At 65.0% G+C, this 25,897-nt stretch carries 19 protein-coding genes and 1 pseudogene; 11 read left to right on the top strand and 9 right to left on the bottom strand.

What is annotated here, in order from left to right; genetic code table 11:
• Positions 1-20: 20 nt before the first annotated feature.
• Both AB0I57_RS01515 and AB0I57_RS01510 read right to left on the bottom strand, forming a co-directional pair.
• Positions 21-620 (bottom strand): TetR/AcrR family transcriptional regulator, encoded by a 600-nt coding sequence (locus tag AB0I57_RS01515; RefSeq protein ID WP_358328837.1) that lies wholly within the window; start codon positions 618-620, stop codon positions 21-23.
• Positions 621-759: 139 nt separating this feature from the next.
• Positions 760-1,914: a glycoside hydrolase family 3 N-terminal domain-containing protein gene (locus AB0I57_RS01510; RefSeq protein ID WP_358328834.1), complete on the bottom strand. Its 1,155-nt coding sequence runs from the start codon at positions 1,912-1,914 to the stop codon at positions 760-762.
• Positions 1,915-2,031: 117 nt separating this feature from the next.
• Here AB0I57_RS01510 and AB0I57_RS01505 point away from each other — a divergent pair, with 117 nt between their 5' ends.
• From AB0I57_RS01505 to AB0I57_RS01490, 4 genes are all read left to right on the top strand, one after another.
• A complete protein-coding gene (locus AB0I57_RS01505) occupies positions 2,032-2,499 on the top strand; it encodes a universal stress protein (protein WP_358328831.1) in 468 nt (155 codons plus the stop codon).
• Between the two features lie 31 nt (positions 2,500-2,530).
• Positions 2,531-3,682, top strand: coding sequence for an isochorismate synthase (locus AB0I57_RS01500; protein WP_358328828.1), 1,152 nt, complete (start codon positions 2,531-2,533; stop codon positions 3,680-3,682).
• Between the two features lie 71 nt (positions 3,683-3,753).
• Positions 3,754-3,927, top strand: a complete 174-nt coding sequence (locus AB0I57_RS01495) for a DUF2613 domain-containing protein (RefSeq protein ID WP_358328825.1) — start codon at positions 3,754-3,756, stop codon at positions 3,925-3,927.
• Positions 3,928-3,973: 46 nt separating this feature from the next.
• On the top strand, positions 3,974-8,311 hold the full coding sequence (locus AB0I57_RS01490; RefSeq protein WP_358333020.1) for an alpha-(1->3)-arabinofuranosyltransferase family protein: 4,338 nt from the start codon (positions 3,974-3,976) through the stop codon (positions 8,309-8,311).
• A 35-nt stretch (positions 8,312-8,346) separates the two neighbouring features.
• Here the strand turns inward: AB0I57_RS01490 and AB0I57_RS01485 are convergent.
• A pseudogene (locus tag AB0I57_RS01485) lies at positions 8,347-9,375 on the bottom strand (acyltransferase); the annotation flags it as partial.
• A gap of 241 nt (positions 9,376-9,616) precedes the next feature.
• Between AB0I57_RS01485 and AB0I57_RS01480 the strand changes: the two are divergent.
• Positions 9,617-10,771, top strand: coding sequence for a DUF3068 domain-containing protein (locus AB0I57_RS01480; protein WP_358328822.1), 1,155 nt, complete (start codon positions 9,617-9,619; stop codon positions 10,769-10,771).
• 132 nt (positions 10,772-10,903) lie between these two features.
• Here AB0I57_RS01480 and AB0I57_RS01475 read toward each other — a convergent pair whose 3' ends face one another.
• Positions 10,904-12,100, bottom strand: a complete 1,197-nt coding sequence (locus AB0I57_RS01475) for a polysaccharide biosynthesis protein (RefSeq protein ID WP_358328819.1) — start codon at positions 12,098-12,100, stop codon at positions 10,904-10,906.
• 62 nt (positions 12,101-12,162) lie between these two features.
• On the opposite strand from AB0I57_RS01475, the gene AB0I57_RS01470 reads away from it, so the two are divergent.
• A complete protein-coding gene (locus AB0I57_RS01470; RefSeq protein WP_358328816.1) occupies positions 12,163-13,881 on the top strand; it encodes a hypothetical protein in 1,719 nt (572 codons plus the stop codon).
• Here the strand turns inward: AB0I57_RS01470 and AB0I57_RS01465 are convergent.
• On the bottom strand, positions 13,822-15,042 hold the full coding sequence (locus AB0I57_RS01465) for a glycosyltransferase family 4 protein (RefSeq protein ID WP_358328814.1): 1,221 nt from the start codon (positions 15,040-15,042) through the stop codon (positions 13,822-13,824). The genes AB0I57_RS01470 and AB0I57_RS01465 overlap by 60 nt on opposite strands.
• A 174-nt stretch (positions 15,043-15,216) precedes the next feature.
• Between AB0I57_RS01465 and AB0I57_RS01460 the strand changes: the two genes are divergently transcribed.
• The 5 genes from AB0I57_RS01460 (at position 15,217) to AB0I57_RS01440 (ending at position 20,753) form a co-directional block, all read left to right on the top strand.
• Positions 15,217-15,972: a class I SAM-dependent methyltransferase gene (locus AB0I57_RS01460; RefSeq protein WP_358333017.1), complete on the top strand. Its 756-nt coding sequence runs from the start codon at positions 15,217-15,219 to the stop codon at positions 15,970-15,972.
• Between the two features lies 1 nt (position 15,973).
• The gene (locus AB0I57_RS01455; protein WP_358328811.1) at positions 15,974-16,861 is read left to right on the top strand and encodes an ROK family protein; all 888 of its coding nucleotides are present in this window, start codon (positions 15,974-15,976) and stop codon (positions 16,859-16,861) included.
• 108 nt (positions 16,862-16,969) lie between these two features.
• Positions 16,970-18,136: a phosphotransferase family protein gene (locus AB0I57_RS01450; protein WP_358328808.1), complete on the top strand. Its 1,167-nt coding sequence runs from the start codon at positions 16,970-16,972 to the stop codon at positions 18,134-18,136.
• Positions 18,133-19,308, top strand: a complete 1,176-nt coding sequence (locus AB0I57_RS01445) for a hypothetical protein (RefSeq protein ID WP_358328805.1) — start codon at positions 18,133-18,135, stop codon at positions 19,306-19,308. Before AB0I57_RS01450 ends, AB0I57_RS01445 begins: the two co-directional genes overlap by 4 nt.
• Positions 19,305-20,753 (top strand): aldehyde dehydrogenase, encoded by a 1,449-nt coding sequence (locus AB0I57_RS01440; protein ID WP_358328802.1) that lies wholly within the window; start codon positions 19,305-19,307, stop codon positions 20,751-20,753. Before AB0I57_RS01445 ends, AB0I57_RS01440 begins: the two co-directional genes overlap by 4 nt.
• 90 nt (positions 20,754-20,843) lie before the next feature.
• On the opposite strand, the gene AB0I57_RS01435 is transcribed toward AB0I57_RS01440, so the two are convergent.
• The 4 genes from AB0I57_RS01435 to AB0I57_RS01420 form a co-directional block, all read right to left on the bottom strand.
• Positions 20,844-22,673: a phosphoenolpyruvate carboxykinase (GTP) gene (locus AB0I57_RS01435; protein ID WP_358328799.1), complete on the bottom strand. Its 1,830-nt coding sequence runs from the start codon at positions 22,671-22,673 to the stop codon at positions 20,844-20,846.
• A gap of 276 nt (positions 22,674-22,949) precedes the next feature.
• Complete coding sequence (locus tag AB0I57_RS01430; RefSeq protein WP_358328797.1) at positions 22,950-23,258, bottom strand: DUF6802 family protein; 309 nt, start codon at positions 23,256-23,258, stop codon at positions 22,950-22,952.
• Between the two features lie 94 nt (positions 23,259-23,352).
• Positions 23,353-24,810 carry a hypothetical protein gene (locus tag AB0I57_RS01425; RefSeq protein ID WP_358328794.1) on the bottom strand — a complete coding sequence of 486 codons (1,458 nt, stop codon included), beginning with the start codon at positions 24,808-24,810 and terminating at the stop codon, positions 23,353-23,355.
• Positions 24,807-25,823: a hypothetical protein gene (locus AB0I57_RS01420; protein ID WP_358328791.1), complete on the bottom strand. Its 1,017-nt coding sequence runs from the start codon at positions 25,821-25,823 to the stop codon at positions 24,807-24,809. The genes AB0I57_RS01425 and AB0I57_RS01420 overlap by 4 nt, the downstream gene beginning before the upstream one ends.
• Positions 25,824-25,897 lie beyond the last annotated feature (74 nt).

The raw sequence follows: 25,897 nt of genomic DNA, 5'->3' as shown, positions 1-25,897 counted from the left end.
AATGCGTCTGAAAGGTACATTCACTCGGACTTCTTCTTTCCTGCGAGGCCGCGCCACGCAAGAGACTCGAGCAGATCCGCCGCCGTTGCGACCTCGATCTCGCCACCCGCTACACGGTCGGCCACGGCCTCACCCGCGCCGACGAGAGCGATGGCGATCAACTCGAAATCCTGGCCCGTGTCCGGGTCCCGCGTACTCGATTCGAGCAGGCGCGCAGTCAACTCGATCAGCCGGTCTCGACTCGATTTCACCGAGCCGACGAATGCCTGTTGTCCCATGGCCTGGCGGTACAGAACCATCCACGACTTGCGGTGCGCACTCACGAATCCGAGGAATCCCTCCAGTGCGCAGCGCAACTGTTCCCGCGGAGCCAAACTGGGATCCCCCGCCGGCGCGAGCGCCTCGACGAAACGAAGGCCCTCCCGCCGAATGCAGGCGGCAAACAGTTCGTCCTTGGAGCCGTAGTACAGGTACAGCATCGGTTTCGAGATCTTTGCCCTGGCCGCGATCGCGTCCATCGACGTCTCGTGAAATCCTCTCTCGGAAAAGACGTCAACAGCCGCATCCAGCATCTGCTGCTCACGCACTGCGCGGGGCAGTCGCTTGGTGCCGTCAGCCATACGTCCTCCATCGATTGTCGATCCGCAATCTTACTTGAAGGTAAGAAGATGGGTTCGATCGACGGACGACACGGCGTCACCGAATCGCGCTAATTGTTCCGCAGCCGCTTGTTCTCCTTTGGCTGCAATTGCATCGGCACTAGCAGCCGAGCGCCCCCTTGGCACGTGCAACCGTCAGAACCGCATCGTCAATGCGCTGTTGAGGCAACTTGCCCGATTCCACAACACTTTCGAGATGGTCGAGCACCCGCGGAACGTCGTCGTTAGTGAGCCACAGTGCGACGTCCACACCCGATTCCAACGCGATCTCAACGGCCTCGGCTATGTCATAGCGGTCGCTGATCGCCTTCATTCCGCTCAGATCATCGGTAAAGATAGGTCCGGTAAACGGCGCCGCACCGTATCCGCTGCCATCGCGTAGCAGGGCCACCGCGTCGGGGCTGATGCTCGCGGGAATGCCCGGAGCCGTCAGCCCAGGAACTTCGAGGTGGCCGAGCATCACGCCGACACCCGTTGGACCGAGGTCGCGGAAGGGAATGAGATCCTTCGTACGCAACTCGTCGAGCGGCGGGGTGGTGACGGCGCCGGTGTGCGAGTCGCCAGACGCAGACCCGTGGCCGGGAAAATGTTTGATTACGGGCAGAATTCCGGCGTCCCGCATTCCGCGGGCATAGGCACCGGCATAGCGGGTGACGACGTCAGGGTCGTCGGAGTACGAGCGGTCGCCGATGACGCTGTTGTCGGGTTGGCTGCTCACATCGACGTCGGGGGCGAAATTGACTGTGACGCCCAACTCCTTCAGCCCCCGGCCGCGTTCGAGAGCCATTTGATAGGTCTGCTCCTCCGTCATCGTCGCCGCTGTCTGTCTGGCGGACGGCTCAGGCCCGAGAAGGTATTCGGCGCGAGAGACACGGCCGCCCTCCTCGTCGATGGTCACCATCAACGGCAGGCGCGACTCCGACGCGACCTGAGCGACCTCGCGGTTCGCAAGAAGGGACCGGTCGGTCCAACTACCGATGAAGATGCCGCCGATCTGTTCATCACGAACCACCCTCACAGCGTCCGCTGTTCCGGTGACACCGACGGTCAACAGTTGAGCAAGCTTGTGCCGCAACGACAACGACTGCAAGAACTCCTCCTCGCACGTGACCGGCTCAGCTACGGAAGCCGCCGCAGTGGACTGCGAGAGCGGCGCGGCGAGTGCAGCTTCCGGAACCGCGTCGACACCACCCGACGAACATCCGGCGAGCAGGCCGACGCACGCGGTGAGCGCGAGTGAATACTTGATCCGCATGACTAGACGGTAGCCCGGCCCATCATCGACGCCCTCGTGACAGGCCCGAAACCAGCTAGCACCGTTTGCCGTCTTGCTAACCTGGGAGTAGCACAAACCCGTACTCAGGAGGTCCTCGTGCCTGCTGGTTTGATCTTGATTGCGTATGACGGATCTGCTGACGCCAAACGTGCGGTGCAGTACGCAGGTCGGTTCATCGCCTCCAATCGCGCGGTGCTGGTGACGGTGTGGGAGCCGATGGCTCGGCAGGCCGCACGCATGTCCGGAATCTCGGGTGTGATGCAGCCGGAGTGGGTACCAGACGAGGAGACCGAAGACGTCGCACTCGCCGACGCCAAGGTCATCAACGCGGAAGGCACCGAACTCGCGGAGGCCGCAGGCCTGAGCACCGCAGGCCGGTGCGTCGAATGCACCACCACCGTCTGGGCGGCGATCGTCGAAACCGCCGACGAACTCGCCGTCGACATCATCGTCACGGGCACCCGCGGTACGACGGGACTCCGGTCGCTGCTGCACAGCAGTGTCGCTGATCACGTCCTGCGACACAGCCACCGTCCGGTGCTGATCGTGCCTCCCGGGAGGTAGTCGGACGCACCCGACTACTGTCAGGTCCACCATGGACGGTTTTCTACTTTCCCGCGCCGACCGAACGTTGCGTACGTTCGGCGCGCGGCACACATACGACAATGCTGCGGCCTCTGTCACCGCGCTGGCGAATGGTGATGCGGAGCTGATCGTCGGTGCTCTGCCGTTCGATCCGGAGAAGCCTGCCGCTCTGACAGCACCCGAGTCCTGGAAATTCACCGAGGGGCCCTGGCGACCCGACACCGTCCCCGACCTCCCGAGTGTGCGCCTGACCCGGGAGGTTCCTACTCCCGCCGAGCACGTGGCCCGCGTCCAGTCGCTCGTCGAGCGCCTGCGCGGGGGCACTCTCCAAAAAGTTGTCGCCGCACGCAGCGTCACTTTGGGGGCCGACACCCCCATCTCCGCGGAGGCGTTGGTCGCGAGACTTGTTCGCCTGGATCCAACCGCCAACGGATTCGCCGTTGACCTCACTGCTGCCGGCGCCGGGTTCCGTGACCACAGCCTCGTCGGCGCCAGTCCCGAAGTTCTACTCAGCAGGCGGGGGCAACGAGTCACCTGCAGCCCACTCGCTGGAACGGCACCGCGGCGCCTCGATCCCACTGCCGACGAACAAGAGGGCCGCTCCCTGCTGGAATCCGCCAAGAACCTGGCCGAGCACGCTTTCGTCACGGCCTGGATCAGAGAGGTACTGACCCCGCTGTGCACGGATCTGTCCGTTCCGAATTCCCCCGTATTGACCAATACACATGAGGTGTGGCATCTCAATACCCCGATCGAGGGCACGCTGCGTGACCCCGCGACGAGCGCCCTGAACCTGGCTACCGCCTTGCACCCGACTCCCGCCGTTTGCGGAACGCCCACCGACCTCGCCCTGGCGACCATCAGGGACATCGAGGAGGACCGGCGGTTCTACGGCGGCACCGTCGGATGGTGTGACGCCGAAGGCGATGGCGACTGGGTGGTGGCAATACGATGCGCAGAGATCGCCGCGGACGGTCGCGAGGCGATCGCGACTGCAGGCGGAGGCATCGTCTCCGAGTCGGACCCGGTATCCGAACTCGACGAGACAACGACCAAACTGCGCACCCTGCTCCGTGCACTCGCCCTGGAGAAGGGGCACGACGGAGAGGCGACAGAACGCGGTCACCGGGCACCAATCTGCAGTTCTGCGGTCACCGGGTGATACCTTGACCCGAGCAGTTCGTGCGCGGGAGCAACCGTGTACGCCGATGACACGACAGTGGGAGATGTCTGATGGGGAAGTTCCTTGTGCCCGGTGCGGTCAGTGCCGTGGTCGGTCTCGCGCTCGGCACTGTGGCGACGCTCGGCATCACCGCAGCCGCACAGCAGAACACCCGTCCCGTGGTCGAACCGGGCGGCAACCCAAGTTCCTCACTGCTGAACCAGGTTGAGTACGGCAGCCGCTGAGAGAGCCGGCTTCGCGAGTTCCCGCACTTCCCCCGGCTCGGCTGCCATGTACTCCATGGCGCCCTCCGGGGAGCCTCTGTCACGACGGTGGCTGTTCGGCGCCTCTGTCGTAGCGCTTCTTCTCACCCTTCTTCAATCCCCGGGCCGGCTGGCCGCCGATACCAAGTACGACCTCTCCCAGAATCCGATCGGATTCCTCGAGCGGGCGGCACATCAGTGGAGCAGCCAGGCTCCGATGGGCCAGGTCCAGAACCAGGCCTACGGGTACTTTTTCCCGCACGGTTCGTTCTTCGCGCTCGGCGACATCCTGAACGTTCCGGCATGGATCACTCAGCGTGTGTGGTGGGCCCTACTGCTCGTTGCCGGGTTCTGGGGGATCATCCGGGTCGCCGAGGCTCTGGGCATAGGTAGTCGCTCCTCCCGCCTCATCGCCGCAGTCGCATTCGCGTTCTCCCCCCGGGTCCTGACCACATTGGGTTCGATCTCGTCGGAAACCCTCCCGATGATGCTGGCACCGTGGGTGCTTCTGCCACTGATCTTGGCCTTCGGGCAGGTTGGCAACACAGGTCGTGTGAGTGGTGTCGGGCGCGGGGACCCGTCCTTGCGCTCACCCGCACGATTGGCCGCGCAGTCCGCACTGGCGGTCGCGCTGATGGGTGCCGTCAACGCAGTCGCGACCCTGGCAGCATGCCTCGTCGCGGCCCTGTGGTGGATTTCCCACCGGCCGAACCGTCGATGGTGGACGTTCACGGCGTGGTGGTTGCCGTTCCTGATCCTGGCCACCATCTGGTGGATCGTTCCGTTGCTCCTACTCGGCAAGGTGAGCCCCCCGTTCCTCGACTACATCGAGTCCTCCTCGGTGACGACGCAATGGACGACGCTGGCCGAAGTCCTGCGCGGCACCGACAGTTGGACCCCGTTCGTCTCCCCCGAACGCATTGCCGGCGCCGTCCTCGTCACCCAACCCGCGGCGGTCGCCGCAACAGGCCTCATTGCCGCCGCAGGTCTTGCCGGGCTGTGCATGCGATCGATGCCCGCTCGCGGACGGCTGACACTGATCCTTTTGGTCGGTGTCGCGGGCCTTGCAGCCGGATACGTCGGCGAGCTGAGCTCCCCGTTCGCCGACCAGGTGCGACTGTTCCTCGACTCGGGCGGTGCCCCCCTGAGGAACGTGCACAAACTCGAGCCGCTCGTCCGGTTGCCGCTCGTCCTCGGCCTGGCGCATCTACTGGCGAAGGTTCCGCTGCCCGGATCGGTACCGCGCGCGCGCTGGCGCAGCGCGGCCGCACACCCCGAACGCGAACCCATGGTTGCGGTCGCCAGCCTGATCCTTGTCGCCCTCACCCTGGCGACGTCGCTGGCATGGACCGGCAAACTCGCCCCTCGCGGCACCTACACCGCTGTACCCGACTACTGGCATCAGGCCGCCACGTGGTTGGCGGACAATGCCGGGGGCACGAGTCCCGACGCCTCCGACGCGAAGCGCGCTCTCCTCGTTCCAGGCGCACCGTTCGGTAGCCAGGTTTGGGGACTTACCCGAGACGAGCCCTTACAGGCGCTGGCATCCACACCGTGGGCCTCACGCGATGCGGTCCCCCTCATCCCTCCCGGCGCCATTCGGGCGATGGATTCCATCCAGCGACTCATCGCGGACGGCAGGCCCTCGGACGGCATGGCGCAAACCCTGCTGGGGCAGGGCATCCACTACCTCGTCCTCCGAAACGATCTCGACCCCGACACGTCGCGGTCGGCCCGGCCCATACTGGTCCACCAGGCGATCACCGGTTCCCCCGGATTCGAGCTGGTCGCCGAGTTCGGCGAGGACATCGGGCCCCGAGAAGTCGAGGGCATGGTGGTCGACAACGACTTGAGGCCCCGATACCCGGCCATCGAGATCTTCGAGGTGTCGATGCCAGATGGCTCTCCGGTCACCAGCGGTCCGTATACGGCGGACCTCGACGGGATTCCCCGCGTGCAAGGAGGTCCGGAGTCGCTGCAGCGTCTACGGGAGAACGATGTACTGCCCGGGGACGGACCCGTGCTACTGGCGGCCGATGCGGAACGGGCCGGATTGTCGGTCGACGACGTCATCGTCACCGACACCCCCAGAGACCGTGAAACCGACTACGGGCAGGTCGACAATCACAGTTCGGCGCTGCGCACTCCCGACGACCCGCGGCGCACCTTCAATCTGGTGCCCGATTACGCGGTCGCTGACACGCCTTTGGTGGAGGGGCAGTGGGAAGGCGCGAGACTGAGCGTTTCCAGCGCCGCGTCCGACGCCACCCAACTGGGCGACGTGTCCCCAGCGAGCAGTGCTGCGGCTACCGTGGACGGTGACCCTGCGACGGGTTGGTTCAGTAACGTCATGGAGCGAGCGCTCGGCCAGTGGCTCCAGATCGACTTCGACACCCCACTCACCAGTTCTCTACTCCACATCACCACGAGCCCTGCCGCGATCGGCGTCCCCGTGCGTTGGATGGAGGTGTCAACGCCCAACGGCACCACGGCAGTGAAGGTGGACGCCCCAGGAGAGCCGATCACGGTATCCGTGCCGGGAGGTGCCACGCCCTGGGTGCGGATAACCGCGACCCGGACCCAAAACGGCTCCGCGGGAACGCAGTTCGGAATCAGTGAGTTGTCGGTGGAGGACTTCTCGGATCCAGGGGCCCCTGTCACCATCCCTATTCGGTATCACACGGCGCTGCCCCCTACTCCTGCTGGGGCGTCCGTCTCCAGTTGGGACCTGAGCCAGGAACTTCCTGGCCGGAGCGCCTGCGCGGAGGCCCCCGACCGAGTCCGGTGCAGCAACGCCCTCCTCCTGCCGCCCGAAGAGGTCGGCGTCTTCGAACGAACGTTGTCGGTACCCGAAACAACTACGGTCACACCTCAACTAACGGTGCGGGCTCGACAGGGGGCCGCGCTAGAGGAGTTGCTCACCCAACAGGATCGGCCCACCGCGCACGGTACCAGCGACATCGGTGACCTGCGTGGTTCCGCATTCGCCGCGACCGACGGGGACGTGCGAACCAGCTGGTTTTCGGCGCTGGAGACCTTGAGCGGTGCGGGCTCGAAACCCACCCTCGTCATCGACCTTCCCGAACCCACGCTCGTCACAGGTCTCGAACTGACACCGAGTCTGGGCCGCGTACCATCCGCCCCAGACCGGGTCGCCGTCGACCTGGGGAGCGGTCCGCAGGTGCGTGACGTGGATGAGGATGACGGAACCGTCTCCCTCGAACCGTTGGTGACCGACCGGATAGTGCTCAGTCTGGTGTCCTGGCCGAACATCATCGACAGGAACGTTCTCGGATTCGCTCAGCCACAGCCGGCCGGACTCGCGGATGTCGCAGTGCTGGGTCAGGACGGCACACTGCTGCCCGGTTCGGGCCCGACCGACGATCCGGGCGCCCGAACCGTATCCGTATCCTGCGCCGAGGGGCCTGTGATCTCGATCGGCGGCCAAGCGGTTCGTACCAGCATCACTGCACCTGTCGAACAGATTCTCTCCGGCGCTCCGATACCCGCTACCGTGTGCGACCCAGGCTTTCCGGTGACTCTGGACGCCGGCTCCCAGGACGTCTCGGTGGAACCGGGGCCTGCGTTCTTCGTCGACAGTTTGCGGCTCAACGCAGGGGCGCAGCCATCGTCGGTTCCGACCGAGCAGGTCGCAACGACCGCGTGGACCGAGAACCACCGGGAACTGACTATTGAGCGCTCGGACTCGGAGCGCCTGGTCGTCGTTCCTGAGAGCACCAATATCGGCTGGGTCGCGACAGCCCCTGACGGCACCGAACTGACTCCGGTCGTTGTGGACGGATGGCAGCAGGGGTGGATTGTTCCTGCAGGAACCGAAGGCACGCTGAGCCTCGACTTCCCCACCGATCGGTGGTACAGACTGGGAATCTTCGGTGGCTTGCTGCTGCTCATCCCTTTGATCGCCGTTGCACTGTGGCCGCGTCGCTCGCCGAGTCGCGGGCGTGACCCGGGTTCGCCGCCCAGGCCGTGGGCCAGCGCCTCGGTCGGATGGCTGGGAATCCTGGCCACAGCCACCCTGATCGGCGGACTCGTCGGGGCGGCGACGACTGTCACGATGACCGCGCTCGTCGCCGCGCTCGTCCGCCTACGCGGAACCACCGCCACCGCACGGATCCTGGTCGGCATCGCCGGTGCGTCGGCGATGCTCGGCATGGCGATACTGTCCACCGGCCCGTGGCGTGCGCCCGACGGATACGTCGGGCACTCGTTCCTCGTTCAGTTCCCGCTGCTGGTTGCACTGGTTGCCACGGGGCTGGCCGTGTTGCCGCTGGGGCGTACGACACTGTTGCGCCGCATCTCCCAGCGCCTTACCGCGCGGCGTGCCGGTTCTTCCACCAATGCGTAGCTTGCCGACGCAACCGCGATGCTCATCAGGGCAGTAAGCGCCAGGGCATACGCGAAGTTGCCGGCGAACGGCACCAGACCGAATACCTGAAAGACCGTCGCAAGCACCGCGAGATGCCAGATGAAGATGCCGTACGACCAGCGGCCGACAGCCAACGCGACAGGACTTTCGAGGAACCGGGGCCGCGACCTGTCGGACAGTACCAACGGGGCCATGAGCATGAAACTGATGACCGCTCCCAGCACGACCTTGATGGCGAACTGCCACGGCTCGAGACGCTCCAGCCCCGCGGGCCCCGCAAGATCGGTCGCCGTGAGCACGAATGCCGTCGCGGCTACCAGAGACATCCGGACCCGGTGTCGCGCCCAGCGGTGGATTCTTCCCGGCGAACTTACCGACAACTCTGCCAGCAACATCCCGGATCCGAACCACGGCAGATAGCCAGGCAACCAGTTTTCGTGATGTATACCATTCGGGGCCGGGACGGGCAGGAACGCCCACACCAGGCTCACCGCGATCATCGCGAGTATCACCGGAACACGCAGCCGCGCAGCCGAACCCCGCAACCGGAACAGCATGATTGCCAGTAACGGGAGCGTCAGGTAGAAGGCCACCTCCACCGACAGACTCCACATCTGGGTCAGGCCGCTGGTCAGCGTGAGCGGCACGAACACCTGGACCAGGCCCAGGTTCGCCCACCACGTACGAAAGCTCCCGTCGGCAGTCGGCAGAAACAGGAGCACCACGACCACCGCAACCCAGTACGCCGGCAGGATGCGCGTCACACGCGAGATCCAGTAGTGGAAGACGTTCGGCGTCGGACCCATGCCACGGGCCGCCGCCGCGTGGCTGCGCCACAACAGGAATCCTGACAACGCGAAGAACACCGCCACCGTCAGGTCCAATCGTTCGACCATTCGCCCCACGACGGGAACCTGCGTAAACCCGGTTTGGAACGCGACGTGCGTCACCAGCACACCGAGCGCCACGACACCGCGCAGCCCTTCGAGCGCAGGAATGAAGCCGCGAGGGACCGGTGCGGCAGGGGGCGCAGGTGTTTCCATTTTCGTGACCGATGTACTCATCAGGAACAGTGTGCCTAACACCTGCGCTGTGACGAAAAACTCCTACCATGCCAGCTCATTGTGAATCCGGCGACGCGACTACTATCCGATGCGGCAAACAAGCACCCGGGACTGTTAGTGTTTTGCCTCACGTGGTGTCGATATGGACTCCATGCGATCCGTGCAGCCATGCTGCCGGTGGGGGAATCTCAATCGACAGATTTGAGTTAGGAGAGACAGCATGGCGAAGCGCTCAGGGCCGAGCCGGATACTTGCTTCTATTCTGGTGGGCCTCGGTGCCTTCCTCTTGGCCGTCGCTATTCTCATTCCCACCTACACGGTGGGCCAGTTGAAGAAGACGCCCCTGGACCTGGAAGTGACCACGATCGCCTCGGGGACCGGCAGCGTGCTCGACGCGGCGTCTCTTCTCGCGGGCAGTGCGCAGGTCGATACCGACGTTCCTCTGGTGTCGCAGCGCTATGTGACCACCGAAGAGCCTTCCAACGCCACAGAGGTCACGCTGCAGGCAGGTCAGACACTGTTCCGCACCGACGTGCAGGGCGACACCGGCCTGCTGTCCGCGATCGTGGACCGCACCACCATCGACCGCAAGACGTCGATGCCGACCAACGACCCGGTGGGCACCATCCAGGTTGACGCAGACCAGCCCGCCCAGGAAGTTCCGCGCGACGGACTGCAGTACAAGTTCCCGTTCGACTCGGAGCAGAAGAGCTACCCCTACTTCGACCTGAACTCTCGCACCACTCAGGACATCAACTTCGTCGAGGAGACGGAGATCAACGGCCTGAGGGTGTACCACTACAGCCAGACCATCGATCCCGTGGACCTGTCGGCGGTGGTCGACTCGCCGACCAACAAGCTGACGCTGCCCGCTGAGGCCTGGGGCGTTCCCGGTGGCACCATCCCGGTGACGATGACTCGCTGGTACGCCAATGTGCGCGACGTGTGGGTCGAGCCCCAGACCGGTGTCATCGTCAAGGGCCAGGAACAAATGCACCAGTACTATGCCCGGAACAGTGCAAATCCGGAGATCGACGTCCTGAATGCGACGCTGCCCTTCGACGAGCAGACCATCGAGGCTCAGATCGAGCAGGCCAGGGACGGCTTGGATACGATCAACACGTTCGGTCGCACCGTTCCGATCATCGCCGGCGTCCTCGGGCTGATCGCCCTGATCGCCGGAATCGTTCTGGGACTTCGTGGCGGGAAGAGCGATCAGCCCGCATCCGCCAACGGTGACGACGATGTGCCCCCGAGCCAGGGGGGTCGGCACTATCAGGATGATGATGCCCCCACGGAGCAGCACGACTGGACCGCGGACAAGACGGAAGAGATTCCCGTCACCGACCCGCGTAGGCAGGGCGACGAACAGTGACGCTGTTCGGCTGCAGTAACGCAGGGCAGCCGAACGTCGCGTAATCGGTACCGAAGGGGACCTCGATGAGGATCGAGGTCCCCTTCGGCATACACGGAGCACACACCGCCCGCAGCTCGATGCGAGTCGGGTCTAGGCGGTCACGGCATCTCGTCGCGCGCCGCGGACCGCACGGACGGCCACGACCAGCGCGGTGCTCGCTGCCACTACTACCGCGATTCCGATGAACTGTCCGATAGTGGACGCGACGGTGAGCATGGCTGTCATCTCAACTGCCAATCCGCCCCAGGCAATCGCCGCCAGGTGAGTTCGCTCACCCGCGATCGCCGATAGAAGTGCCCCCTGCAGGACGGCCAAACAGGCACCCTGCAACGCGAAAGCCCACAGAAGCGACTGGACAGGCTGGTAGGCGGAGCCGACGACGAGTGGAACGAGGGGTGCGGCCACCGCGACCCCCGCCACGAGCACCGCGCCCAAGCCCACGAGAATTGCCAGAGCCGATCGGATTGCCTGCACAGATTGTGCAGGGTTCGCCATTCGGGGATAGAGGACCACACCGACGGCCTGGGGTAGCCAGAACGCCGCCTTGGTGGCAACTGCGCCGAGGGCGTAGAGGCCCGCGTCGTCGTTGCTGAGGACGATCCGGGCCACCACGAGGTCCATCGACGACAGCGCGATCAGCGCCAACTGCACCTGCGACGCCTTCAGGACGGCCACGACGCCGATTCGAGTGCCCGCCTCCCCCTGAACACCCGAGTCGGCGATCAGTCTCGCAACGAGGGCCACCAAACCAGTTCCGACCGCACTGGCCGCAAGGGCCAGGCCGGGCCCGGCCCCTGCGGCCAGCACCACGACGGCTGGAACCACCTTGGCGACGCCTGCAGCTGCGAGGACGCCGCTCAACGGACCGAAACGCGCCGCACCCTGCAGGAGCCCCTGCTCGGTGGCGAGCAGGACCAGCAGCGGGGCTGCGATCAGCGCCGAGGATGTGGCAAGAAAGCCGGTGTCGAGTGCTACCGAGACCACGGGGACGAGAACTGCGGCCACCACCGCGACGATCACGGCACATCGGTACCCGAGCAGTCGCACGGCGTGGGCACCCTTTCCCCGGACCACCTCACGTGCGACCACGGTCTGCAACGCGAGCGCAGGCACGGCGAGGACCAGTTGGGCGGCCAACAGACTCGCGAACTCCCCGTACCCAGAAGGGCCGAGCCAACGGCTCGCGGGCAAATGCAGCAGGTAGGAGGCGATATTCGCGATCATCGAGCCCGCCGTCACCATCGTCACCCCAGCGACCGCTGAGCTGGTGAGGGTCTGGCGTGGCATTCGCTTATGATGCACTACGTACCGTGCGAGACGAGCCCGTGCACCACGTAATGTGGCGGCCCATGACCGTCCGGCCTCGTGCACCTCTCGTCCCGGCCGTCTACAGCTTGATTCTCGCGGTTCTGATTCTCGGACCCCTGCTCGGCCCCGGCTATCTGCTGATACGCGACGCGGTCAGCACCCCCCGCTCGTATCTGACCGACTCGGCCCTCGGGCTTACCGACGCCGCCGCACGGGCGGTGCCACAGGACGCTCTGCTCGCAACGATGAGCACCGTCGTCGACGGTGGCCTTGTGGTCAAGTTGATCCTGCTGGCCGCGCTGTGGGCTGCCGGGTGGGGTGCGGCCCGGATGGTCCGCGCCGTGCTGCCGACCGCCGGGCTCGGGTCCCAGCTCGTGGCCGTGACGGTGATGGTGTGGAATCCCTACGTCGCAGAGCGTCTACTACAGGGACACTGGAGTTTGCTGACCGGATACGCGGCGCTGCCGTGGACGGTGTGCGCGGCGGTCGCGATTCGCCGGGGCCGCACCCGAGGGTGGTTCGCCCTCGCCGCCTGTCTCGCGGCAGCCGGTCTCACCCCGACCGGGGTGCTGCTCGCGACGGCAACGGCACTCGCAGTGCTCGTGGTCCCCGGTGGAAGGTCTGCCCCCTGGCGCCGGGCAACCGGTGCGCTGATTCTGTTCGTGATCGCGAGTTCGCCCTGGCTGGCGGCGACGGCGCTGTCAGGAGGTGGGGGCGGCTCCGACCCGGCCGGAGTTGCTGCGTTCGCGGCCCGTGCCGAGCCGGGGCTGGCCACGTTGGGCAGCCTCGCCGGGCTCGGGGGCATTTGGAACAGCGCCTCCGTCCCGGACACCCGAACGACGCTGTTCGCGCTGTTGGGCACTGCCCTGCTGCTTGGCATCGTCCTGTGTGGATTACCTGCTCTGTGGCGTAGGCGCAGGCACCCCGTCGTGTCCGCGCTCGCAGCACTCGCACTGATTGCGGTGTTGATGCCCACTTTGGGCTCAACGCCATGGGGCCTCGAGTTCGGACGTTGGGTGGTCCAGACCGTTCCCGGCGCGGGGTTGCTTCGCGACGCCCAGAAGTGGGTGGCGCTCGCCGCTCCGCTGTACGCGCTTGCTGCCGCGGCAGCGGTGCTTCGGCGCCCGGGCACCTGGTCCGTCTCTGCTGTCCTCGTCGTGCTGCTCGCCCTCCCCGACCTCGCCTGGGGGGTGGGGGGATCGCTGCGCCCGATCGAGTACCCGCAGTCTTGGCAACAGGTGGCATCCCAGCTGGACACCGAATCGAACCGCGGCGATGTCGCGGTCCTTCCCACCGGGATGTTCCGCAATTTCTCCTATACCGGCCCGGCACCCGTGCTCGATCCCGCCCCGAGGCTGCTGCCCAAGGACGTTTTGCAAACAGGCGAACTGGTGGTGGCGGGCGGCGTCGTGGAGGGCGAGGGTTCACGCGCGCAACAGGTGGAACGAGTGCTTCTACACGGCGGATCGGCGGCCGACCTTGCCGCACTCGGCGTCCGATGGGTTCTGGTCGAGCGCGACACACCCGGACCGCTGGGCGAATCCGCAGCCACACTGGCCGGGTTGAATCGGCTCTTCTCGGACGAGTATCTCGAGTTGTATCGCGTAGACGGTGATGTCGCGGCGCGGGAGGCGTCCGAGCAGGTGCGGGCACTAGCGATCTCGGCTCACGCGCTGTGGGCTCTGTTGTTCTTCGCAGGCCTACTCGGAGCGGGCATCCTCGAGGCTCGAGTGCGACGCCTGCGGCGACACCAGCCCTGACGTCCACAGACCCGCGGCGGTCGTCGCAAGTACCTGATGGACGCCGTTGCCGGTGTGCTCCCAGGAGAACTCGCCGACGCGGATACGCGCCTTCTCGCCGAGCACCAGCCGCATCTCCGGGTCGAGCAGGAGCGTGTTGACCGCTTCGGTCAGCGCACCGACATCGCCCTCGTCCCCCTCGGCACCGCCCACCAGGACGCCGGTCACGCCGTCGACGATCGAATCGGTCAGCCCCTTGGAACTGCGATAACCGATGGTCGGAACGCCGTGCTGGGCGGCTTCGATGACCGCCAGACCCCAGCCCTCCTTGCGGGACGGCATCACATGCACCCATGACCGAGACAGCAACTGATGCTTGCGGGTCTCGTCGACGTGGCCATGGAAAGTGACGGCGTCACCGATACCCAACTCGAATGCGCGGTCTCGGAGATTGCGCTCCCACCACCCGCCGCCGATGACATCGAGGTGGATGTCGGCGATAGCCGGGCGTAGGGCGGCAACTGCTTCCAGTGCATCCTCGATCTGCTTGTGCGGCACCAACCGTGACAGAACACACACGCTCGGGTGTGCGGTCCGCGAGTCTGCTCCGCCGACCGCGACACCGGCGGGGATCTCGTCGGCTCCGTTACGCACAACGGCGATGCGGTCCCGGTGGACGCCGAGGTCTACCAGCTCCTCTGCGGAAGGGAGCGACACCGTGAGGTACTGGTTGTTCCGATGGGCGCGTGGTGACAGCCGCGATTCGAGCCACCAGCCCACCTTGCCCATCAACCGCCCCGCCACCGGCCATTGCTCGCGGTGGCAATGGTGCACGAGCAGCGTGACGGGCGCGCCGACGACGGCGCGGGAAAAGAACGGGATTCCGTTCTGGGTATCGATGACCGCATCGGGCCGGATGCCCCTGAGCGGACCGAATCCGAGTCTGCCTGCGGCGATCGCGGCGAGAGCGCGAGGGTACACGCTGTAGCGTCCGCCTCCACGACTGATCTCGATGCCGTCTACCGTCTCCTTCTTTGCAGCTCCGCGGTAGCCGGCAGTCCGAAGGGTGACCTTGATTCCCCGCGCGGCGAGTTGGGCGCCGACCTCCTCGAGATACCGCTCACTGCCGCCACCCTGCGGGTGCCCGGTGTCGCGCCAGCACAGCAGCAGAACCTCTCGCACGTTCGTGTACTCCTGTTGTCGGTGCGGTATTTGTTGCCTCGAGATTGGGCGTTGCGTGCCCTGACCCCCGAACACCATATCTGTCGGATTCCGCCGGACTGCGCAGCCACGGTGGGTGGTTTGCCTCGTGGACGTCTCGAGTGGCTAGAGTTCATTACCGTGACCACACACCCCGTGACGCGGCGATTCGGTCGACGGGCAACGCTGAAACGGTCGTTCGGCCTGCTCAGCGACTTCCGGCACGAGCAGAGCAACCCCGATCTCTTCTACGGCTCGCTAGCCCGCGACTCCGTTCAGCTCATCGGCGACCTGTACGGCGGTCTCACCGAATCCGACCTGTCTGGAAGCACTGTGCTCGACGTCGGTGGTGGACCCGGCTATTTCGCCGAGGTGTTCCAGAAAGCGGGTGCCTGGTACGTTCCGGTGGAACCGGATCCGTCCGAGATGCATGCCGCGGGCCTTCCTACCAGCGGATCCATACGCGGGTCCGGGCTGGCGTTGCCGATACGGACGTCATCGGTGGACATCTGCTTTTCCTCCAACGTCGCCGAGCACGTCAGCGAACCGTGGGCTATGGCGGAGGAGATGGTGCGCGTCACCCGTCCGGGCGGCCTGATCGTGCTGTCGTACACGCTGTGGTGGGGTCCGTTCGGTGGACACGAGACCGGACCGTGGCATGCGTTCGGGGGCGAGTATGCGGCAAGGCGCTACCTGCGCAAGACCGGCCGAGAACCGAAAAATCGCTACGGTGTCTCATTGTTCGAGGTATCGGCAACCGAGGGACTCCGGTGGGCTCGGCAAACCCAGGACGCCGAATTACTAGCCGCCTTCCCTCGCTACCACCCGCGTTGGGCATGGTGGATCGTGCGAATTCCCGGGGTACGTGAGTTCCTGGTCAGCAACCTCGTTCTCGTGATGAAGAAGCGCTGACTTGGTCGCGCTGGCTCTCGACATCGGTGGCACCAAGATCGCTGCCGGGGTCGCCGAGGCCGACGGGACCGTTCCGCGCCCCGCCACCACCCCGACTCCTCGGTCCGGGGTCTGGGACGCTTGCGCTGCGTTGCTGCGCGAGGTCGTTGGATCGGCACCGGTTACCTCCGTCGGCATTGCCTCCGCAGGCCCGGTCGACGCCGCCGCCGGAATGGTCTGGCCGATCAACATAGACGAATGGTCAGGTGGATTCGAGCTGGCCGGAGCCGTGCAGACCCTGTTTCCCGGCGCTTCGACGCAGCTGGCTCTGGACGGCGCCGCCGCGGCTCTCGGTGAGTATCACCACGGAGCCGGCCGTGGCACCCCCGACCTGCTCAGTCTCGTCGTCTCGACCGGCATCGGCGGCGGTGTGGTACTCGGTGGTCACATCACTGCAGGCCGAACCGGCAACGCGGGACACATCGGCCACATCGTGGTTCCCGGCGGCACCGATCCCTGCACGTGCGGCGGCATCGGATGCCTCGAGACGGTGGCGAGCGGACCATCGTCGGTGCGCTGGGCCCGTGCGAACGGGTGGCGCGGCTCGACGGGTGTCGAGTTGGCGAAGGCTGCCGCGAGCGGCGACGCTGTCGCGTTGGCAGCGCTGGATCGTGCGGGGACCGCTCTCGGGCAGGCCATCGCGTCCGCCGCCGCAATCATCGACGTCGACCTTGCGGTGATCGGTGGAGGGTTCGCGCACGCGGGACCTCCGCTGTGGGATCCGCTGCGGGGAGCTGCCGAACGCCATGCCCGGTTGTCGTTCGTGTCGAATCTGCGCGTGGTTCCCGCCCAACTAGGGGCATCGGGAACTCTCGTCGGAGCAGGCGGGCTCGCCGTCTACGGCAGTTGATTCGGCCGCTTTCCACACTCTCGCCCGCAGCTCGGGATCTCACCACCTGTTCCCAAACTATGTAACGTGTTCTAGTGTTCAGAGTCACAACGCGTTCAGGGGAGGAGGGTGACCGTGAGCACCAGCGCAGCCCGATCGGACGATCCCGACCACCTGTCCGAAGTTGCACGCCCCAGCGACTCCCGGCGAGACCCTGAACTGCTGCGCGAGGCACTGGGCAAATGGCTCGCCGCGCAACTACCCGACGCCGCGGCGCCCGTGATCACGCGCGTCCAACTCCCTGAGGCCAACGGCATGTCGAGCGAGACCATATTGTTCGACGCCGCCTGGGGCGACGAAGCTCACGCACTCGTGGCACGAGTTGCCCCGACCGACACCACGATGCCCGTCTTCCCCCACTACGACCTCGAAAGCCAGTTCCAGGTGATGTCGCGGATCCAGGAACATTCAGCCGTTCCCGTCCCGGCTGTGTACTGGTCCGAGTCCGATCCCGAACCCCTGGGTGCACCCTTCTTCGTGATGGCCCGCATGACTGGGCAGATCCCACCAGATGTGATGCCCTACAACTTCGGCTCGTGGGTCACGGACGCAACAGACTCACAGCGCGACCGACTTCAGCACAGTTCCGTGAACGTGCTTGCCCAACTCCATCGAATCGCCCGGCCCTGGGAGCTTTTCACGTTCCTACGACTCCCTGGTTCCGGCCCCACCGTGAACGAGGCACTCGCCGCGCACATCCGGCGGGAGCGCGAATTCTACGAGTGGACCACACAGTCGGGTCCGCGTTCTCCGTTGATCGAGCGGGGTTTCGCCTGGATCGAGGAGAACCGCCCCGACGACCCCTCTCCCGCCGTCTTCTGTTGGGGAGACGCCCGGATCGGCAACATCATGTACGACGACTTCCGGCCGGTTGCGGTACTCGACTGGGAGATGGCCACACTCGGTCCCCGAGAACTGGACCTCGGCTGGATGGCTTTTCTGCACCGGTTCTTCGAGGACATCGCCGCAGACGCCGGGCAGGGCGGAATGCCAGGCTTCATGCGCCCTGGCGACCTGGCCGCCGTCTACGGGGAACTGACCGGACACACACCTCGCGATCTCGAGTACTACATCGCCTACGCAGCCCTGCGTCACGCCACAATCATGATGCGGATCCAAACGCGCGCCATCCACTTCGGACAAGCTTCCTCGCCGGAAGATCCCGACGATCTGATCCTGCACCGCGCACCACTCGAGGCGATGCTCGATGGAACGTACTGGGAGAAGATCCGATGAGGGCCGATTACACCAATCCACTCTCCCCGATGGACGACTACCCCATTCATCAGGCGGCAGAGCCGATTCGGCGGGTGGCGACGTCCGACCGCAACTTCTACGACCGCTACTACTTCAACTGCTATCCGTCCGCGGACCCGGATCTCTTCCTCATCGTCGGACTCGGTCAGTACCCCAATCTCGGTGTCACGGACGCTTTCGCAGTGCTCCGTCGCGGCAACGACCACATCGTCGTACGTGGGTCGACGGCGCTGGGTAACGACCGCGCCGACACCACCGTCGGGCCATTCCGGGTCGAGATTCTCGAAGGCCTGACACGCCTGCGCGTAGTGCTGGCACCCGGCGAGTACGACCTCTCCTTTTCCCTCACCTTCGATGCCACGATTCCTGCAACACTCGAGCCACGACACTTCCGCAGACAACTCGAACGTGTCACGTTCGATACCAGCCGATTCGTCCAAACTGGCACGTGGACAGGAGAACTCACGATCGACGGGAGGCGCCACCCCGTTACTCCTGACACCTGGCGCGGCAACCGCGACCGATCCTGGGGAGTCCGCCCGGTCGGCGAAGCCGAGCCACCCGGAAGGCGCGCGGTCGAAGGGAACTCGAACTTCTTCTGGATCTACGCGGTGATGCAGTTCGAGAACTACTCGATCTCTGTAATCCTGCAGGAAGATGAGCGCGGCAGGCGCATCGTCGAGGAGGCCGTCCGCATCTGGCCGGATCCCGGCATCGAACCAGAATGGCTGGGCAGGCCCGAACACAAGTTGACTTTCGCACCAGGAACACGGGACGTGACGTCGGCTTCGCTCACCTTCCACCGACCGGGCCACGGCATCGCCACGGTCACCTGCGACCTGCTGCTGCCGAACTACATCGGGATCGGGACCGGCTATGGCCTGGAGTCGGACTGGCGGCACGGTATGTGGCAAGGCGAGCAAGTGGTGGAGGGACTGCGCAAGCGGGTATCCGAGATAGAGCCCGGCCTTCGAATGTTCTGTCCTGTAGACAATCTCACCCGATTTCATCTCAGCGAAGGCGGCGAGACCGCCGTCGGGACCGGACTGCTCGAAGTCGCGGCGATCGGGCCCCACACACCTTACGGATTCGACAGTTTCACCGACACAGCCTCCGACCGGGGGGCACCGACAGAGGGAATGGAGCAATGACCGACTACGACAAGCTCTACATCGGAGGCAAGTGGGTAGCGCCGGCGACCGATCAAGTGCTCGAAGTGTTCTCCCCTGCAACCGAAGAACGCGTCGGTAGTTGCCCGGTCGCGTCGCCGGCCGACATCGACGACGCCGTTGTCGCGGCCCGGCAAGCATTCACGCAGGGTCCCTGGCCGCACACCACTCCTGCTGAGCGGGGTGAGATCCTCGCGAAGGCGGCCAAGCTGATCGAGGAGCGCAGCGAAACTCTCAACTCGCTGATCTCGTCCGAGATGGGACAGCCGCCCGCCATGGTCGGCATGATGCAACAGACACCCTCACTGGCAACCCTGAACTTCTATGCCGGTCTGGCAAACGAGTTCGAGTGGGAACAGACCCGTACCGGCGTGTTCGGCCAGTCGCGGGTGCTGCGCGAGCCGGTCGGCGTGGTGGCCGCCGTTCTCGCCTGGAACGTGCCGATGTTCCTCGCCGTCAACAAGCTGGCCCCGGCATTGCTGGCTGGGTGCACCATTCTGCTCAAGCCTGCTCCTGAATCTCCGCTCGCCACGCATATTGTCGCCGAGATCTTCGCCGAAGCGGGCGTCCCGGAGGGAGTCATCTCCGTCCTGCCAGGTGGCGCCGAGACGGGCGAATACCTCGTCTCGCATCCTGGCATCGACAAGGTGACGTTCACCGGCAGTAGTCCGGTCGGTCGCCGAATCGGAGCAATCGCAGCACAGAACCTCAAGAGCTGCTCACTCGAACTGGGTGGGAAGTCGGCAGCGATCATCCTCGAAGACGCCGACCTCGAAGCCACGATGCCCATGCTGGTGATGTCCGGACTGATGAACACCGGTCAGGCGTGCGTGGCTCAGACGCGCATCCTTGCGCCCCGCTCGCGGTACGAGGAGGTGCTCGATGCCCTGGTGGCGGGAGCCGGACTCATGACAGTCGGGGATCCCTCCGACCCGGCTGCCCAACTCGGTCCGCTGATTTCCGAGAAACAGCGCAATCGCGTCGAGGACTACATCGCAAAGGGCAAGGAACAAGGTGCCCGGATCGTGCTCGGCGGCGGACGGCCCGAGGGATTCGACAAGGGCTGGTACGTCGAGCCTACGATCTTCGCCGATGTCGACAACTCGATGACCATCGCCCGCGAGGAGATCTTCGGGCCCGTACTGGCCGTGATCCCCTATGACTCCGAGGAAGAGGCGATCGAGATCGCCAATGACTCCGACTACGGGCTCGCCGGATCAGTGTTCACCACCGACATCGAACACGGCTTTGCCATCGCGAAGCAGATCCGTACCGGTACGTATGCGATCAACTGGTATGCGTTCGACCCTGGATCACCGTTCGGCGGCTACAAGGCCTCCGGGATCGGCCGTGAGAACGGGCCGGAAGGACTCGAATCCTTCTGCGAGACGAAGTCCGTCCTGATGCCGCTCGGCTACACCGGATAGCCGATCGCGCTCGTAACAAGGCCGGAAAAACGAATGTCGCAGTGGTCCAGTTCAACTGGGCCACTGCGACATTCTGTCATCGATGGCGGACTAGCCTAGGCGCTGCTTCAGTGCCTCGAATTCGTCGCGGATGCTGGAAGGGACCTTCTCGCCGAGGAAGTCGAACCATTCCTCGATCAGCGGCAATTCCTGCTTCCACTCGTCGACGTTCACCTTCAGCGCCTCGTTGACGTCGTCGGTGTTCACGTCCAGGCCGTCCAACTCGAGATCTTCCGCCGTCGGAACGAGTCCGATCGGGGTGGACTCGGCGTCCGCATTGCGCTCGATGCGGTCGACGATCCACTTCAGTACACGCGAGTTCTCGCCGAATCCGGGCCACAGGAAGCGTCCGTCGTCGCCACGACGGAACCAGTTGACGTAGAAGATCTTCGGCAACTTCTCCGAGTCGGCGTTCTTGCCGATGTTGATCCAGTGGTTGATGTAGTCGCCGGCGTTGTAGCCGATGAATGGGAGCATGGCCATCGGGTCGCGGCGAACCGTACCGACGGCACCCTCGGCGGCAGCGGTCTGCTCAGATGACAAGGTGGCACCGAGGAACGTGCCGTGCTGCCAGTCGAAGGACTCGCTCACCAACGGAACCGTGGTCTTACGACGCCCACCGAACAGGATCGCCGAGATCGGCACACCCTGCGGATCATCCCACTCGGGCGCGAGAATCGGGCACTGCGACATCGGGGTGCAGTAGCGCGAGTTCGGGTGCGCGGCCTTCTCATCCGACTCGGGCGTCCAGTCGTTGCCCCTCCAGTCGATCAGGTGCTGGGGGTCGCCTTCGAGTCCCTCCCACCAGATGTCGCCGTCATCGGTCCGGGCGACATTGGTGTACAGCGAGTTACCGGCTTCGAGCGTCTTGATCGCGTTGGGATTCGAACCGTAGTTGGTTCCGGGCGCAACACCGAAGAAACCGAACTCCGGATTGACCGCGTACAGACGGCCGTCCTCGCCGAAGCGCATCCATGCGATGTCGTCACCGAGGGTCTCGGCGCGCCATCCGGGAATTGTGGGCTGGATCATCGCGAGATTGGTCTTTCCGCACGCACTCGGGAATGCGGCCGCGATGTAATACGGCTTGTTCTCGGGCGAGATCAACTTGAGGATGAGCATGTGCTCGGCCAGCCAACCCTCGTCGTGAGCCATCGCCGACGCGATACGTAGCGAGTAGCACTTCTTACCGAGGAGGGCGTTTCCGCCATAGCCGGAACCGTAACTCCAGATCTCGCGGTCCTCGGGGAAATGAGTGATGTACTTGGTGTCGTTGCAAGGCCACGGGACGTCGGCCTGACCCTCTGCGAGCGGTGCGCCCACCGAATGAAGTGCCTTCACAAAAGGTTTGTCGGTGCCCAGCTTTTCCATCGCAGCAGCACCCATACGCGTCATGATGCGCATGGACACGACGACGTACTCGGAGTCGGTGATCTCGACACCCAACTTGGGGTTGTCGGCCCCGAGCGGGCCCATACAGAAGGGCACCACGTACATGGTGCGTCCTCGCATACTCCCGCGGTAGAGATCGGTCATCAGTGCCCGCATCTCGGTCGGGTCCATCCAGTTGTTGGTGGGACCGGCGTCTATCTCTTCCCGCGAACATATGTAGGTGCGCGACTCGACGCGCGCGACATCCGACGGATCGGAGTTGCCCACGAACGAATTCGGCTTCTTCTCGTCGTTGAGCCGAGTGAATGTGCCCGCCGCGACGAGCTGGTCGGTCAATCGATCCCATTCGTCATCCGAGCCGTCGGCGAAAACTACGCGGTCGGGCTGAGTGAGTTCGGCAACCTCTCGAACCCAGGCGAGCAGCTCGCTGTGCTCCGTGGGGGGCGTGCCGTCAGTTCCGTTCAGACCGGGAATGGTCGCTGAGGTCATCAAACTCTCCTGGGGTGAGCCGGAACCGGACGCATCTGCCGTCCACTGAGAGTAACCTCACAGCGAGTGCCAGACGATCCGATTTCCCCCTCTCGGCGGGGTCCAGCCAGGCCGTCCATGCCACATGGAAGACGCGGGCGCCGGGTGTCCTATCCCTAGAGGTTAACGCCGCGAGTCCGATCTCGGGGAATCGGGCGTGGTTGGAAAGGTCACAGAAACGATTCAGATACGTTTCCAGGCGCCTTTCCCGATCCTGGAGAGTGATTTTCGAGTCGTTCAGCCGTTACCGAGTGCCCCCTCGTCGGTGCGTTCCCAGTTGATGACGCCGTTGCCGTCTCGATGAAACTCCCACGAGGCGTAGGCACCATCCTCTGCAATCACTGTCACATGGTCGGCGTCACCGTCTGCGTCCATGTCCGAGGCGATGACTACCGCACGTTCGGTGGTGAAGGTTTGGGTGTCCAGCAAGCCGTCGTCGTCGACGTCGTATGCCGGATCCGTCAGCGCAACGGCCCCAGCGTCGTGGCCGAACGTATCTGGGTCCATGCACAGCACATCCGGGACCACAAATCCCTCTGTCGCCATTGCGACCTCCCTTCGCTTTCCGCCCAGTCTCACCCACGATTCACGGCAATTCAACGGGATCGAACCCGAGAACCAACGAACGACGTTCGGGCACCTATGTATTCAGACGCTCCGCAACAAGATTCGGTTCCACCGTCAGTCTGTGAACGTGCCGCAGTCCACGCTCGACGGCAGCGAGGTCACGCTCGCAGGAAGACAACTGCGCGCTGCGCTTCGCAGCCAGTGCACGGAGTTCGCTGTCGATCTGCACGATCCTCTCATCCACTTGACGGATGCGAACCCGGCTCTCGGCGACGACCGCTTCACCGACCTGAGCTTCGGTGGCGAGCAGTCGACCCAGAACGAACTGCTCCCACTCGGACCTGACCTGAGCCAACACGTCCGTGGCCCACCGCTGTACATGAACGCGCTCCGCTGCGTGTCCGCGCGACCTCGTCAGCCCCCACGCCGCGACCGCTCCCAGAGCAAGGGTCAGTGGAACGGTTGCAATATCGAGCGCGGGCACCATCGACAACGGCGAGACCGCCAGCCTGCCCAGACCCAGTCCCAGCGACGCTCCGATCAGAATCGTCATGCGGTCCTCCAACCCGCGATGCCGCCGATCGGGTCTTTCCGGGAGAAGCGAGTCCGCCGGCGGAACCTCGGATTCCATTGTGTGCGGTGTCACACCCATGTGCGTACACAGATCATCGAGACGTGCAGTCACCGCGGCATCGACCGCGACGCTCTTGTCGCGGATCAGTTGCGCCATCCGGTCCGGGTAGCAGGCGAGAGACTGTGGACGGGCACGATCGATTTCGGCGCGGACAGTCGCTCCCGTAGTACGCACCTGGGATGCAACCTCGTGCATCAACTCGATCCTGGCCAACTGGACTTGGCCACGCAATTGCGAAGCACGTTCGGCCCGCAGGCCCTCTCGGTGTGTCAAAGCCTCCAGCCGTTCCGTACGCAATTGCGCACCCGGCTCGGTCTCTCCAATCGACCGCGCAGTGGACACGATCATCCGCCGGGTCTGTTCGAGCACGGTCTCGGTGACCGAAAGCCCATCTCGCGCCCCGCCTCGAGCCGCAGAACGTATGGCTGCAAGCAATGCCTCGACGCCGGATCCGGTCACAGTCGTGACGGGATGAATCTTCACGTCGGCGAACCGCGCCGAATGGCGGGCCAACAGCATTCGGTTGCGCTTGCTCACCCCGGACCAATCGTGGTGGACGTCAGTCTTGGTGAGAGCGAAGACTACCGGGCATGCCGGTGATGCGACGGCGTCGAGGACGGACAGTTCTTCTCGTCCGAGCGGCGCCGCGGCATCGAAGACCATCAGTACGAGGGCGGCGTCGGCCGGCTCCCCCACGAATTCGAGCGCCGAGGAGTCGAGCGCGCGAAGCCCATCCACCAGCGTGGACTTCCCCGCACGAGGAGGCCCCGCCACGAACACGGTGCTCCCCGGACCCCTACCGGCCTCCAGTTGCCCGACGGCAACAGGATTCCAGCGGGTGACGGCAGCAACGGTCTCGGCTGGGAGACCCGACAACTGCGGCGGTGGAGCCGTCACGCGCTGTGACTGCCGCTCATCTGTTGCCAGAGCCGGATGTAGTGGCGACGAACGTCGACGATTGCGCGTCGCTGGCGTGGAGTCGATTGCTGGGCGAGTTGCGCTCGCCACCAGTCGGCACACCGGAGCGCATCATCGGCGGTTCGCGGACGATCGTGTGCGACCGGGGGCCGGACCCGAAGATGCAGTCGCGCTGCTTCGGCTGCGAGTGCGATGGCCTCGTCCCCGGCGAGATACTTCTCCAGCACGCCGCGCGCTGAACTGTTACGCATCGAAGGTGCGCGCAGGGCCTCGAGCAATTCCGCGGCCCGCCGCGCCCGGATTCCATCGACAAGGTCGGCAACAGCGGTCGTCACCGAGCCGATCCCGCTCGCGTCACGCAAGACAGCATCGATCCCGTCGGCGTCGAGTTCCGGGTTCGCCTCGATGGCCACCTTGGCGCATGCCACAGCGTGAACTCCCCAACGAACTTCGAGGTCGCCGGGGCTGGTCCGCAAAACGGCTAGGTCCGCGTCCGATGGTTCTCCGATGACCGCAAGCGAACCGATCAGCGGCAAGGTCGGAAGGCCCACTGTCGCCGCGCAGTCCGATGCGCGTGCAACAGCCGCAGACCACACGTCTTCCGGACTACGCGACTCGCCCAGTGTGTCCGACTTGTTGAGCACGAAGAGGACACGGGCCGGATCGAGTGACCGCACCGCCTCCCGGTCCGCGTCGCGTACCGATTCCACCAGCACGTAGACCACCAAGTCCGCGTCCAGAGTCGGATCGGGCGCATCGGGCACGTCGACCGGGTCGGATTCTTCGATGAGCACATCCGTGCTCACAGTCGCGGTCAGCGCCGCGGCTACCGTGGACCTGCCCACACCGGCTCGACCGGCTGTCAGCACCCGAATCGGTGCCCGAGATGCGGTTGCCGCCTCGCGAACGCTGGGCCCTGTCATCGGGTCCAGCGCTGTGACCTGTTCGACCAGCCTCGACAAATCCCCGCCGTCGGCATCCACCGTGCCCATGACGCAGCCACCCCTTTCGCAACGCGCCGATTGTTTCAGATCGTTGTCAAATCACCGCAAGCAACAGCGCTGGC

This window comes from Rhodococcus sp. NPDC049939 (assembly GCF_040656415.1).
Classification (GTDB): Bacteria; Actinomycetota; Actinomycetes; order Mycobacteriales; family Mycobacteriaceae; genus Rhodococcus_F.
Note: the sequence above shows the minus strand (reverse complement) of the source record. Positions and strands in the feature narration are given on the sequence as shown.